Source organism: Kitasatospora sp. NPDC057015, assembly GCF_042673745.1.
Classification (GTDB): domain Bacteria; phylum Actinomycetota; class Actinomycetes; order Streptomycetales; family Streptomycetaceae; genus Kitasatospora.
In genome coordinates this window covers 44,364-57,293 of sequence record NZ_JBHUSG010000009.1, presented here as the reverse complement: position 1 = coordinate 57,293, position 12,930 = coordinate 44,364, and the positions used below count along the sequence as shown (strand labels likewise).

Annotated in this window: 10 protein-coding genes and 1 other RNA gene; 1 reads left to right on the top strand and 10 read right to left on the bottom strand. The window is 71.7% G+C overall.

All coding sequences use genetic code 11. From position 1 onward, the window contains the following. Positions 1-94 precede the first annotated feature (94 nt). From ACFTWP_RS11475 to ftsE, 10 genes are all read right to left on the bottom strand, one after another. Positions 95-376: an HU family DNA-binding protein gene (locus ACFTWP_RS11475; protein WP_030059737.1), complete on the bottom strand. Its 282-nt coding sequence runs from the start codon at positions 374-376 to the stop codon at positions 95-97. Between the two features lie 520 nt (positions 377-896). Then, a complete protein-coding gene (locus tag ACFTWP_RS11470; protein WP_380264250.1) occupies positions 897-2,372 on the bottom strand; it encodes an NAD-dependent malic enzyme in 1,476 nt (491 codons plus the stop codon). Positions 2,373-2,825: 453 nt separating this feature from the next. Further along, positions 2,826-5,108, bottom strand: a complete 2,283-nt coding sequence (locus ACFTWP_RS11465) for a HelD family protein (RefSeq protein ID WP_380264249.1) — start codon at positions 5,106-5,108, stop codon at positions 2,826-2,828. Positions 5,109-5,258: 150 nt separating this feature from the next. After that, complete coding sequence (locus tag ACFTWP_RS11460; protein ID WP_380264248.1) at positions 5,259-6,473, bottom strand: uroporphyrinogen-III synthase; 1,215 nt, start codon at positions 6,471-6,473, stop codon at positions 5,259-5,261. Positions 6,474-6,608: 135 nt separating this feature from the next. Next, a complete protein-coding gene (locus ACFTWP_RS11455) occupies positions 6,609-7,985 on the bottom strand; it encodes a nitrate/nitrite transporter (RefSeq protein ID WP_380264247.1) in 1,377 nt (458 codons plus the stop codon). 196 nt (positions 7,986-8,181) lie between these two features. Continuing rightward, positions 8,182-8,560: a transfer-messenger RNA gene (gene ssrA / locus ACFTWP_RS11450) on the bottom strand. 154 nt (positions 8,561-8,714) lie between these two features. Further along, positions 8,715-9,191 (bottom strand): SsrA-binding protein SmpB, encoded by a 477-nt coding sequence (smpB, locus tag ACFTWP_RS11445; RefSeq protein ID WP_380264246.1) that lies wholly within the window; start codon positions 9,189-9,191, stop codon positions 8,715-8,717. 45 nt (positions 9,192-9,236) lie between these two features. Next, entirely contained in the window at positions 9,237-10,379 is a 1,143-nt protein-coding gene (locus ACFTWP_RS11440; protein ID WP_380264245.1) for a S41 family peptidase, read from the bottom strand. 134 nt (positions 10,380-10,513) lie between these two features. Continuing rightward, positions 10,514-11,422 carry a permease-like cell division protein FtsX gene (gene ftsX / locus ACFTWP_RS11435; RefSeq protein WP_380264244.1) on the bottom strand — a complete coding sequence of 303 codons (909 nt, stop codon included), beginning with the start codon at positions 11,420-11,422 and terminating at the stop codon, positions 10,514-10,516. Between the two features lie 58 nt (positions 11,423-11,480). Further along, complete coding sequence (gene ftsE, locus ACFTWP_RS11430) at positions 11,481-12,170, bottom strand: cell division ATP-binding protein FtsE (RefSeq protein ID WP_371481248.1); 690 nt, start codon at positions 12,168-12,170, stop codon at positions 11,481-11,483. Positions 12,171-12,592: 422 nt separating this feature from the next. Here ftsE and ACFTWP_RS11425 point away from each other — a divergent pair, with 422 nt between their 5' ends. After that, positions 12,593-12,787 (top strand): hypothetical protein, encoded by a 195-nt coding sequence (locus tag ACFTWP_RS11425; protein ID WP_380264243.1) that lies wholly within the window; start codon positions 12,593-12,595, stop codon positions 12,785-12,787. The last annotated feature ends 143 nt before the right edge of the window (positions 12,788-12,930 follow it).

Below are 12,930 nucleotides of genomic sequence, written 5' to 3'. Positions count from 1 at the left end.
ACGGGCCCCGGACCGCCGCGGGGGGGGGACCGACGACTGTCGGTCCGCCCCCGGCGGTTCACGGCTGCTGCGGGGCTCCCAGGAGCCTGCGGCGTCAGGCGCCCTTGGCGGCTTCCTTCAGCTTGGAGCCGGCGCTGACCTTGGCGCTGTAGCCGGCCGCGATCTGAATCGGCTCGCCGGTCTGCGGGTTACGGGCGGTGCGGGCCGCGCGGTGGGTGCGCTCGAAGGTCAGGAAACCGGGGATGGTGACCTTCTCGTCGCCCTTGGCGACGACCTCGCCGACGATCTCGGCGAAAGCGGCCAGAACGGCGTCGGCGTCCTTGCGGGTCACCTCGGCGCGCTCGGACAGCGCGGCCACCAGCTCACTGCGGTTCATGTGTACTCCTGTGGTCTGTTCGCGTTGCGGTGTGCAGGGGACCCAGCGGTCGCCCCTCCGGGAGCACCCGGCCGGGCCGCTGGTCCGCACACTGTGCTCATTCAGGCATGGGCTGGTCAGGGGTCGGCTCGTACTCCGAGCCGCGCGCCGTGCATTTTCTGCCCGCGTGCCTGCCTGGGTACGAATCCTGCCCCGACCAGGCCCGAGAAAGCCAATCGGACCCCGACGCCGTTGACCCGAACAGCGCCCGTACGCCGAAGCGGTGACGCTCCGTCGGCTCCGGCGGACCGGATCGGGCGGCGGTCGGGACGACACGCCGGTCGGCCGGGGGGACGTTCCGTACTTGTCGGACACGCCTGCCCCGTTCAGGGCTACCGTACGCCCTGGCGCGGACAAGCCCAAACACGCCCCTCGCCCTTGTGTCGCAAGGGTTCGGGCCCGAGTCGGGTGGGTAGGGTCGCGAGTCGGTCATTTGCCCGGCGGCCCGACGCCCCTGACGGCCCCGCCCCGGGCCCGCGCCTCAGAGCTCGACGGCGGGGAAGGACGAGGTGTCGAGCGTCCCCACGAAGCCCGGGGTGGGCCGGTCCCGGGCGGGCTCCCGCGGGCCGGCGTTGGCCAGCGCGGCCTCGCGGACGGCCGCCGCGACGGTCTTCGCCACGTCGGGGTGGAAGACGCTGGGGATGATGTAGTTCGCGTTCAGCTCCTCGTCGGCCACGGTGGTGGCCAGCGCGCGGGCGGCGGCGAGCATCATCTCGGTGGTCACGTGGCGGCTCTGGGCGTCCAGCAGACCGCGGAACACGCCGGGGAAGACCAGCACGTTGTTGATCTGGTTCGGGAAGTCGCTGCGGCCGGTGGCGACCACGGCGGCGCTCTGCCGGGCGACGGCCGGGTCGACCTCCGGGTCGGGGTTGGCGAGCGCGAAGACGACCGCGTCCTTCGCCATGGTGGCGAGGTCGTCGCCGTCCAGCAGGTTGGGCGCCGAGACGCCGATGAAGACGTCGGCGCCGGCCACGGCCTCCTTGAGGCTGCCGGTACGGCCCGAGCGGTTGGTGTGCTCGGCGATCCAGCGCAGGCTGTCGTTGAGGTCGTCCCGGCCGCCGTGGACCACACCGCGCACGTCCGCGACGGTGGCGTGCTCGACGCCCGCCGCGAGCAGCAGCTTGAGGATCGCGGTGCCGGCCGCGCCGGCGCCCGACATCACCACCCGGATCTCGGAGACGTCCTTGCGGACCACCTTCAGCGCGTTGGTGAGCGCGGCGAGCACCACGATCGCGGTGCCGTGCTGGTCGTCGTGGAAGACCGGGATGTCCAGGGCCTCGCGCAGCCGGGCCTCGATCTCGAAGCAGCGCGGCGCGGAGATGTCCTCCAGGTTGATGCCGGCGAAGCCCGGGGCGATGGCCTTGACGATCGCGACGATCTCGTCGGTGTCCTGGGTGTCCAGGCAGAGCGGCCAGGCGTCGATGCCGGCGAAGCGCTTGAACAGGGCGGCCTTGCCCTCCATCACCGGCAGCGCGGCGGCCGGGCCGATGTTGCCGAGGCCGAGGACGGCGGAGCCGTCGGTGACCACGGCGACGCTGTTGCGCTTGATGGTGAGGCGGCGGGCGTCCTCGGGGTTCTCGGCGATCGCCATGCAGACCCGCGCCACGCCCGGGGTGTAGATCATGGAGAGGTCGTCGCGGTTGCGGATCGGCAGCTTCGAGGACATCTCGATCTTGCCGCCGAGGTGCATCAGGAACGTACGGTCGGAGACCTTGCCGATGGTAACGCCGTCGATCGCGCGGAGCTTCTCGACGATCTCCTCACCGTGCGCCACCGAGGACGCGGCGACGGTGACGTCGATCCGCAGCGCCTCCAGGCCGGAGGCGGTGACGTCGAGTCCGGTGACCGAACCGCCGGAGGACTCGACGGCGGTGGTGATCGAGCTGACGGCGCTGCCCGAGGCCGGGACCTCCATCCGCACCGTGATCGAGTTGGAGACACTGGGCACGGTCGCCATCGACGTCCTTCTTCCGTCCACTGAGGGTATGACTCTGAGGGTCTGCACGCCGGACACCTTCAACAGATTGTTGAAGGGCGCGCCCAGCGCATGCTAGACCTCGATCGTCGCACCTACCAGGGGGTACGCAGAAATAAAGTTCATTGAGTGTCCGGACTCCACAAAAGAGTCTCCGGCCACGGCATCCCCCGACGGGAAATCCGCCGCGTGCCCTTGGCGTCCGGGGCGGATGCGTTACATTGGACGGGACACCGGCTCGATCCAAGCCCCCGGGCCCAACCTTAGTCGCTTCGAGCGACCACTTGCCGCGAGGCGAGCATGGCGGGTCGGTGTCACCAGCTTCGCGCGAAGGCCCCCACCACCGGTGGGGGCCTTCGTCGTTGACGGACCGTCCGCAGTCGGCCGACCGGGCCGGTGCCGGCCGCCGGGCGGCGGCGGGCACCCGCCCGGCGGTCAGCCCAGCAGCGCCGGCACGCCGTCCGCGTCCGGCAGGTCGTCCGGCCCGGAGAGCACGGTCAACCGCTGGGTGGCGCGGGTCAGCGCCACGTACAGCACCCGCAGGCCCGCCTCGGACTCGCCCGCGATCCCCGTCGGGTCGGCGACCACCGTGGCGTCGTACTCCAGGCCCTTCGCCTCCAGGCTGCCCAGGGCCACCGCGCGCTCGCCGAGCCCGGCGATCCACCCGGCGGCCTCCGCCCGGCGGTCCATCGGCACCACCACGGCCACCGTGCCGTCCACCTCGCCGAGCAGGCGGACCAGTTCGGCCCGCGCCGCGTCGGCGAAGGCCTCCGGCGCCGGGTCGGTGACCGCCGCGAACCGGGGCTCCACCCCGGTCGAGCGCACCGCGCTCGGCGAGGGGGTGCCCGGCGCGGCCAGCTCCAGCACCTTGGCCGCCACCTCGGCGATCTCGGCCGGGTTGCGGTAGTTCACCGTCAGCGTGTGGCGGCGGCGCGGCTTGCCCGACAGCACCTCGTCCAGCGCCTCCTGGGCCTCCCCCGGGTGCGGCCAGGAGCTCTGGGCCGGGTCGCCGACGATGGTCCAGGTCGCCATCCGGGCCCGGCGCCCGATCATGCGCCACTGCATCGGGGTGAGGTCCTGGGCCTCGTCCACGATGATGTGCGCGTACTCGGTGCGCTCCACCGGCAGCCGCTCGCGCTGGCGCGAGTTGCGGTCGGCGTAGGTGGTCACCTCGTCCAGCCCGCTCAGCATGTCGACCGCGTCCACCTCGCGCACCTTCGGCCGGGCCGGCTCGCCGAGCAGCAGCTGCAGCTCGTCCACCAGCGCCACGTCGTGCGGGGAGAGCGCCCCCTCGCCGCGGTCGCCCAGGCCCCGCCAGGAGGTGGCCAGCACCCGGGCCTCCTCCGGGGTGACGGCCCGGCGGGCGATCCGGTTGGTGTGCCGGGAGTGCTTCAGGGTGGCCAGCACCCGACGCGGGGTCAGCGCCGGCCACCAGGCGTCCAGGAAGTCCAGGAACGACGCCTCGTCGGAGACGTACTCGTCGAAGGACTCCTTCTCCTCCTGGCGCTGCTCGCGCGCGTAGTGATCCGTCGCCTTGGGCAGGTGCCGGGTCAGCTCGGACCACAGGGCGTCCAGCAGCAGCCTGCGGGCCCGCGGGCGCAGCAGGTTGAGCGGGGTGCCGCCGGCCCCGATCACGTTGCCGCGGACGACCTTGAGCCGGGCCGCGTCCAGCCGCAGCACCTCGCCGCGCGCGACCACCTTGAGCTCGGTCGGCGCCCCGAGCTCCAGGGCCGCCCTGGCGGCCCGGCGCAGCAGCTGGACCATCCTGGCCGAGCCCTTGACCCGGGCCGCCTCCGGCGTGTCGTAGGTGGCCGCCTCGATGCCGTCCACCAGGGAGCCGACCGCCCGGATCGCGACCTGGCCCTCCTCGCCCAGCGAGGGCAGCACGCCCTCGGTGTACGAGACCAGCAGCGCGGTCGGGCTGACCACCAGGATGCCCCCGGCGTACCGGCGGCGGTCCTGGTAGAGCAGGAAGGCCGCCCGGTGCAGGGCGACGGCCGTCTTGCCGGTGCCGGGGCCGCCGGTGACCAGCGTGGCACCGGCCGCGGGCGCCCGGATGACCTCGTCCTGCTCCTTCTGGATGGAGGAGACGATGTCCCGCATGGAGTGGCTGCGGGCCCGGCCGAGCGAGGCCATCAGGGCGCCGTCGCCGACCACCGCGAGCTCCTGGCCGTCCAGGGTCGGGGTGAGGTCGGGACGCAGCAGGTCGTCCTCGACGCCGATCACCTTGCGGCCCTTGGAGCGGATCACCCGGCGGCGGATGACCCGGCCCGGCTCCAGCGGGGTGGAGCGGTAGAAGGGCGCGGCGGCGGGCGCCCGCCAGTCGATCACCAGCGGTCCGTACTCGGCGTCCAGCACGCCGAGCCGGCCGATGTGCAGGGTCTCGGCCACCGCCGGGTCGGCGGGGTCGAGCGGGGTGTTCGAGGGGATGCCGTGCTCTTCGGGTGCGTCGGGCCGCTGGAGGTCGATGCGCCCGAAGAGGAAGTCCTCGAACTCGTTGTTGAGTCGCTGGAGGTGCGCGCCGGCCCGGTAGACCTGGGCGTCGCGCTCGGCCAGTGCGCCGGGAGTACCGACCTGCACCCGCTTGGCGGCGTCCTCGAGGATGTACTCGGCCTCGGCGAGCTTCTCCTCCAGCCGGTGGTAGACGTTGTCGAGGTGGCGCTGTTCCCCGGCGACCTCGCGGTCGCGGACGGTGTCGATCTCTGTGTCGCTGTGCATGGCCTCAGTGGTTGCGGCGGTGTACTGGGTTGAGCCGTGCGCGCCCAAGGAGCCCCCTGACGTACATCCTGCGGTGGTGGTCCGCCTCGGGAATGAGCGGACAGAAGATCCTACGCCCGAGGGGGACCCCACCGCCGCACCACCTGCCCCTCAGACCCGCACGGCGGCCACCCCGTACTTCCCCTCCGGGTCGGGCGCGGGGCCCGGCGCCGGGTCGACCGCCAGCCGGTAGCCGCGTTTGACCACGGTCGCGACGAGTCGGGGGGCGCCCAGCGCGGCCCGCAGCCGGGCCATCGCCGTCTCCACCGCGTGCTCGTCGTCGCCGCTGCCGGGCAGCGCGCGCAGCAGCTCCGCGCGCGGGACGACCCAGCCGGGGCGGCGCGCCAGCGTGCGCAGCAGGGCCATGCCGGCCGGCGAGACGGGCCGCAGGCTGCCGTCGACCAGCGCCGCCTGCCCGCGCAGCTCCAGCCGGTGCCCGGCCACGGACAGCTGGCGGGAGCGCTGCGGGAGCTCGGCGGTGAGGGTCTGCACCATGGCGCCGAGCCGCATCCGCTCGGGCCACACGGAGGGGACGTCCAGTTCCTCCAGCGGGACGGCCGTGATCGGGCCGACGCAGACCGGCAGGACGTCCCGACGCAGTGCGTGCAGCAGCTCGGCGGTCTGGCCGCGCTGCTCGGCACGGCCGAGCAGGCCGAGCACGGCGGGGGCGCTGGTGAAGGTGATCGCGTCCAGGGCGCCGCCGCAGCAGGCGTCCAGCAGCCGGTCCAGCGGGGCCAGGTCGGCGGGCGGCAGCCAGCGGTAGACCGGTACCTCGACCACCTCCGCGCCCGCCGCCCGCAGCGATTCGACGAAGTCGCGCAGGGGTGCGCCGTGCAGCTGGACGGCGATCCGGCGGCCCTCCACGCCCTGCTCCAGGAGGCGCTCCAGCACCTCGACCGAGGACTCCGAGCGGGCCGACCACTCCTCGCGCAGGCCCGCCGCCCGGATCGCGCCCTTGGCCTTGGGGCCGCGGGCCAGCAGGGAGGCCTTGGCCAGGCAGGCGGTGAGCTCGTCGAACAGGCCCCAGCCCTCGGCGGCCTCGATCCAGCCGCGGAATCCGATACCGGTGGTGGCGACCGCGATGTCGGGCGGGTCGGTGATGAGGGTGTGGGTGGCGGAGAGGAGTTCCGCGTCGTCGGGCAGGGGCACGATGCGCAGCGCCGGGGCCCGCACGACGGCGGCCCCCCTGCGCTGGAGGAGGGCGTCGAGTTCGTCGGCGCGGCGGGCGGCGGTGATGCCGATGGTGAAGCCTGCCAGGGGCGGTACGGCTGCCGGCGGCGACACGGTCTCGGCGTCCGGCTCCCGGCCGGTCGTCAGGTCGTCCATGGTGCAGGTCCTTCGTCGGGTGGACCGAAATCGTCCCCCGGGGCGGTGTCGCCCCGGGGTCCGAATGGTTTCCGCGGCGTTTCCGGGCCGCGGGTCTGCTGTTCGGTTGTCCGGTTCGCGTCTGCGCCGACCTGCTCAGACCTCGGCGAACGCGGGGCGCGGGGCCTCGGCCCTGGTGTCCGAGGGGCGTCGCAGGTACACCGCCCAGGTGAGGGCGAAGCAGACCGCGTAGGCCGCCAGGAAGGAGACGAAGGCGGGGGTTCCGCTCTTGGCGGTCAGGAAGGACTGGCGGAAGGCCAGGTTGATCAGGAGACCGCCGACGGCGCCCACCGCCCCGATGACGCCGATCGCCGCGCCGGACATCCGCCGGGACCACGCCGCCGCCTGTTCGGGGGTGTCGCCGTGGACGGCGATCCGGTCCTGGGCCTTGGCGTCGAAGATGCCGGGGATCATCTTGTAGGTGGAGCCGTTGCCGAGCCCGGCGAAGACGAACAGGGCGATGAATCCGACCAGGAAGACGGGCAGCGACTTCACGGACGAGGCGTAGACGACCACGGAGGTGGCGGCGGCCATCGCGACGAAGTTCCAGAAGGTGATCCGGGAGCCGCCGAAGCGGTCCGCCAGCTTTCCGCCGATCGGCCGGATCAGCGAGCCGAGCAGCGGGCCGATGAAGGTCAGCTGGGCCGCCTGCAGCGGGGTGCGGCCGAACTGGTTCTGCAGGACCAGGCCGAAGGCGAAGCTGAAGCCGATGAAGGAGCCGAACGAGCCGATGTACAGCACCGACATCAGCCAGGTGTGCTTCTCCTTGATCACCGCGGCGAGCGCGCCGGTGTCGGACTTCATCGGCGCCAGGTTGTCCATGAAGAGGGCGGCGCAGACCGCGGCGACGATGATCAGCGGCAGGTAGATGCCGAGCACGATCCGGGGGTGCGTGGCGCCGGCCCAGGTGATCACGGCGAGCGCGATCAGCTGGATCACCGGGACGCCGATGTTGCCGCCGCCCGCGTTGAGGCCCAGTGCCCAGCCCTTGCGGCGCATCGGGAAGAACGCGTTGATGTTGGTCATCGAGGAGGCGAAGTTGCCGCCGCCGAGGCCGGTGAGCGCCGCGACCAGCATGAAGGTCGTGTACGAGGTGCCCGGGTGCATCACGTAGGCCGCCGCGAGCGTCGGCAGCAGCAGCAGGGCGGCGGAGACGACCGTCCAGTTGCGGCCTCCGAAGCGGGCCACCGCGACGGTGTAGGGGACCCGGACGAACGCGCCGACCAGGGTGGGCATGGCCACCAGGAAGAACTTCCCGGCCGGGTCCACGTGGTACTTGGGCCCCATGAAGAGGACCATCACCGACCAGAGGCTCCAGATGGAGAAGCCGATGTGCTCGGAGAGGACCGAGAAGATCAGATTGCGGTTGGCGGTGCGCTTTCCGGTGCTCTCCCAGAAGGCCTCGTCCTCCGGATCCCACTGCTGGATCCAGCGGCCGCCCGTTCTCGACGTGCCTGCCGTGCTCGTGCTCATCGCTTCTCCCCTTGCCTGCCGGCTCCTGTCCCAACTGACGCTAGGAGGCGGGAGTTTCCGCCTCGTTGTCTCCTGTGACGGCTACGGAACCGTCCTCTCACCCGCTGCGCGGGAGGGGTGTGAGGGATTCGGAACACACGAAAGCCGCCCTCCGCCGGGCGGAGAACGGCTTTCGTGCTGTATCGGCAACATGGGGTGGTGGAGATGCCGGGAATCGAACCCGGGTCCAGTGGAGTGGATTCAGGACTTCTCCGAGCGCAGTCCGCTGTGCTTTTCTCGGCCCTGGCAGTCACGCGGACAAGCCGCCAACAGGCCCAGCTACTGTTTGATTTCCCATCCGCCCTCGTAGCCCGGGCGGACGGTTGAGTTCCCTAGATTATGCCAGGATCCGGGTCGGGAACTTCCCGGGCTGACACCCTTGCGCTATCGCTGCTTATTAGGCAGCGAGGGCGAACTGGGAATCGCGCTTAGTGTTGGCGATTATTTTTTTGCGACAGATGGTTAACGAGATCATTGCCGCATTCCTCGGCTCGCTTCTCCTGTTTCGACGTCCCCTGTCGAAACCGATCATCCCCATGTTTATTTGACAAGCATCTCTACGACGGGCAACTTTCTGCTCCGCAGCCCCGGTCGGTCGCCCTCCCGGTGATGCATGAGCCATGGTACGCGGTCGGTCTGTCGGCGGTCCAGCTCATTAAGGTCGGGTGGCCCTCGGCGCCCGGGCCCGGCTCAGCGCTGGCGCCGGCGGGCCGCCGCCACCGCGCGGGCCGTCTCCCGGGTGTCCTGCTTCTCCCGCAGGGTCTGCCGCTTGTCGTACAGCTTCTTGCCGATCGCGAGCGCGACCTCGATCTTCACCCGCCCGTCCTTGAAGTAGAGCGAGAGCGGGACGAGGGTGTGGCCCGCGTCGCTGAGCTTCGACTCGATCTTCCGGATCTCCATCCGGTGCAGCAGCAGCTTGCGCTTGCGCCGCGCCGAGTGGTTGGTCCAGGTCCCCTGGGTGTACTCGGGGATGAAGACGTTGTCGACCCACACCTCGTGGTTCTGGATGTACGCGTACCCGTCGACCAGGTTCGCCCGACCCTCGCGGAGCGACTTCACCTCGGTGCCGGTGAGCACCATGCCGCACTCGTAGGTGTCGAGAATCGTGTACTCGTGCCGCGCCTTCTTGTTCTGCGCGATCAGCTTCTGTCCGGTTTCCTTTGCCATAGCGCCGATCATTCTCGCACTACGCGGCCGTGCCCGGCAGCCCCTTTACGCCCGCCCGCCGAGCCCCGCCAGCACCCGCAGGGCCAGCTCCGGCGCGGCCTGCGCGTCCGGCGCGGGCACGTCGGGAGCGAGGCCGGCGCCCTCCGGGGAGCGGCCGGACGGGGTGAAGTAGCGGCCGACGGTGAGTTCCAGCACGGAGCCGTCGGCGAGCCGGCTGGGCTGCTGCACGGTGCCCTTGCCGAAGGTGCGGGTGCCGACCACGACGGCCCGGCAGCGGTCCTGCAGCGCGCCGGTGAGCAGTTCGGCGGCGCTCATGGTGCCGCCGTCGACCAGCACCACCAGCGGCGTGCGGGTGTCGCCGCCGCGCGCGGCGGCCAGCTCGCGCCGCTCCGCCCGGTCCTGGTAGGAGGCGACCGGGCCGCCGTCCAGGAAGACCGAGGCGGTGTCCACGGCCTCGTCCACCAGGCCGCCCGAGTTGCCGCGCAGGTCGAGCACCACTCCGGCGCGCGCGCCGCGCACGGCGGCGCGCACCTGTTCGGCCACGCCGCTGGTGAAGGCCCGCACGGTGATCCGCACGACCCCCTCGGCGGTGCGATCCACCGCCACCTGCCGGCTCTCCAGCAGTGCCCGGTGCAGTGCGACCTCGCGGACCTCGCCGTCCCGGCGCTGCACGGCGAGCGTGACGCTGGAGCCGACCTGCCGCTCCCCCGCCAGCCCGCGCAGGCGGGCCACCACCTCGGTGACCGGCAGGTGGTCCGCCTGCTCCGGGCCGATCCTCAGCAGCCGGTCTCCCGGTGCGATCCCGGCGGCCGCGGCGGGCCCCTCGGCCTGCACCTGGGACACCGCGGTCACGCCGTCCTGGCCCCGGCCCACCGACAGGCCGACGCCGAGGTAGCGGCCGCCCAGGCCCTGGCTGAAGTCGGCGTACTCCTGCGCGCTGTAGTAGGCCCCCCAGCGGTCGCCGTTGGCGCCGAGCAGCCCCTCGGCCTGCTGCGGGGAGAGCGCGGCGCCCGCCGGGTCCTGGCCGGCCGCCGGGGCGACGTCCGCCGAGGCCGGCCGGAGCGCGGCGGGCGGATCGCCCCAGGCCCCGGTCGCGGCGCCGGCCAGCAGCACCGCGCCGAACACCAGGCTGAGCGTGCTCGCGTGTCGCAGGGCGGTACCGCCGTGGCGGCGCGGTGTTTCTGACATGGCATCGGAGTCTAGGCGCAGCCCCGCCGGCCCGGGGCGGAACCGACCGCACGGCCGGTCCGTCGGGGACGCGACGACCCCGGACGGCGTAGTGCCGTCCGGGGTCGTCGTGGTCGCGCGGTGATCGGTCGGGGTCAGACCTTCAGGTACTTGCGCAGGGTGAAGAAGGCGGCGACGGCGGCCATGCCCATACCGACCACCACCAGCAGCGGAATGACCGCGAGCACCGAGGAGAGCCCGATGAAGTGGATGAACTGCACCCGGTCGGCGAGCCAGTGCTGCACGAAGAAGTGCCCGCCGAGCAGCAGACCGGAGGCCATCGCGGCGCCGAGCAGCGCGGCGAACGCGGCTTCGGCGATGAACGGCATCTGGACGTAGAAGTTGGAGGCGCCGACCAGGCGCATGATGCCCGTCTCGCGCCGCCTGCTGAACGCCGACACCCGGACGGTGTTGACGATCAGCAGCAGTGCCACGAAGAGCATCAGCACCATGATCACGAAGGCCGCCGTCTGCAGGCCGTTGAGCAGCCCGAAGAGGTTCTCCAGGATCTTGCGCTGGTCCTCGACCGACTTGACGCCGGGCTTGCCGGCGAAGGCGCTCTGGATCACGTCGTACTTGGTCGGGTCGACCAGCTTGACCCGCCAGGACTGCGGGATGGCGTCCGGGCCCAGGACGGAGATGAGCGGGTTGTCCGGGTTCATCTCCTTCCAGTGCTTGTAGGCGTCGGTGGAGTTCTCGAACGCCGAGGTCTGCACCACCTGCATCTTGTCCAGGGCCGTCTTCACGTCGGCGATCTGCTGGTCGGTGGCGGCGCCGTTCACGCACTGCGGGGAGTGCGCGGCATCCGCCTTGGTGCAGAAGTAGATGCTCACCTCGACCTTGTCGTACCAGTAACCCTTCATCGAGTTGACCTGGTCACGGACGAGAAGGCTGGCTCCGGCCAGCGCGAGCGAGAGCGCGACGCTGACGACGACGGCGATGGTCATCGTCAGGTTGCGGCGGAGACCGACGCCGATCTCCGACAGGACGAACTGGGCGCGCATGCGTTTCCAACTCCAGGGTCAAGGCTGGTCGGGCGACTTGGGCCGGCGGCCTACGGGATCAGTGCTGGTACCCGTAGACGCCGCGGGCCTGGTCGCGGACCAGCAGCCCCTTGTCGAGTTCGATGACGCGCTTGCGCATCTGGTCGACGATGGCCTGGTCGTGGGTGGCCATCAGCACCGTCGTCCCCGTGCGGTTGATCCGGTCGAGCAGCTTCATGATGCCGACGGAGTTCTGCGGGTCGAGGTTTCCGGTCGGCTCGTCCGCGATCAGCAGCATCGGGCGGTTGACGAAGGCCCGGGCGATCGCCACGCGCTGCTGCTCACCACCGGAGAGCTCGCCGGGCATGCGGTCCTCCTTGCCGCCGAGGCCGACCAGGTCGAGCACCTCGGGGACCACCTTGTTGATGGCGCCCTTGGGCTTGCCGATCACCTCCAGGGCGAAGGCCACGTTCTGCGCCACCGTCTTGTTGGGGAGCAGGCGGAAGTCCTGGAAGACGGTGCCCAGCTGGCGGCGCATGTGCGGCACCTTCCAGTTGGACAGCTTGCCGAGGTCCTTGCCCAGGACGTGCACCTCTCCGGTGCTCGGCCGCTCCTCGCGCAGGCACAGCCGCAGGAAGGTGGACTTCCCGGAGCCGGAGGAGCCGACCAGGAAGACGAACTCGCCCTTCTCGATCTCTAGCGAGACGTCCGACAGGGCGGGACGGTTCTGCTTGGGATAGGTCTTGGAGACGTTGTCGAATCTGATCACGGCTGCATCACGGAGGCCATCCTAGGTGGAATGACGACCTGCTCTGCCGGGCCTCCGCGACCCGGACGCTGCATCGGGGCCGGGAGGACGCGGCCCCGCGGCGCCGTTCCTCGGTCGGTACCGCCCCCGGCATCACGCCCGGGGCGGGCGGCGGGAGCGCCATCGGCCGCTCCCCCGGCTTGGGACCATACGCGAAGCGCCCGCGCGCCCGCATGGCAGCCCGGGACACCGTCGAAGAATTGATGGACAATGTCCGGCTATGCCCCGAAAATTGCGAGCGATCTCACAGCCCGGAGGCCTTCCCGTCCGGAACCTGGCACAGTGGAGGCAGCGGCCGCGGTTGGCCGCTACCCCGTACAGGGCACGATAAGGAACCAAAGCCCCGTCCGGCGCGTTGGCTGTAGCAGCGAGGAGGAGATCGCATGACCTGCGACCATCTGGTGTGCGCCAACTGCAACGGCCGCGTGAGCGACGGCCGCTGCCCGGTATGCCGCGCCAACCGGGCCCGGCTGCAGGAGCAGCAGGGGCCGCTCGCCGCGCTCTCCCCCGCCGTGCTGCTCGCGCTGCTCGCGGGACTGCTCGCGGTGGCGTTCATCGCCCGGCAGGCACTGGCCTGACCGCACCGGCACCGAGGCGATACGAGAGGGGCCCCCCCCGCGGGGCCCCGGGGGGCCCCCGCCGGTCCGCCGGGCCCCGCGCAGACCCCCCCGGCGGCCCGCTCCTGGGCCCCCCGGGGGGCGGCGGCCTTGAACCCGGGGAG

Coding starts and splice junctions, on each gene's coding strand:
- ACFTWP_RS11470 (WP_380264250.1), bottom strand. CDS start 2,372: ATGGCGACCGTGCCCAGTGTCTCCAACTCGATCACGGTGCGGATGGAG.
- ACFTWP_RS11460 (WP_380264248.1), bottom strand. CDS start 6,473: ATGGACGACCTGACGACCGGCCGGGAGCCGGACGCCGAGACCGTGTCG.
- ACFTWP_RS11475 (WP_030059737.1), bottom strand. CDS start 376: ATGAACCGCAGTGAGCTGGTGGCCGCGCTGTCCGAGCGCGCCGAGGTG.
- ftsX (WP_380264244.1), bottom strand. CDS start 11,422: ATGCGCGCCCAGTTCGTCCTGTCGGAGATCGGCGTCGGTCTCCGCCGC.
- smpB (WP_380264246.1), bottom strand. CDS start 9,191: ATGGCAAAGGAAACCGGACAGAAGCTGATCGCGCAGAACAAGAAGGCG.
- ACFTWP_RS11465 (WP_380264249.1), bottom strand. CDS start 5,108: ATGCACAGCGACACAGAGATCGACACCGTCCGCGACCGCGAGGTCGCC.
- ACFTWP_RS11440 (WP_380264245.1), bottom strand. CDS start 10,379: ATGTCAGAAACACCGCGCCGCCACGGCGGTACCGCCCTGCGACACGCG.
- ACFTWP_RS11455 (WP_380264247.1), bottom strand. CDS start 7,985: ATGAGCACGAGCACGGCAGGCACGTCGAGAACGGGCGGCCGCTGGATC.
- ACFTWP_RS11425 (WP_380264243.1), top strand. CDS start 12,593: ATGACCTGCGACCATCTGGTGTGCGCCAACTGCAACGGCCGCGTGAGC.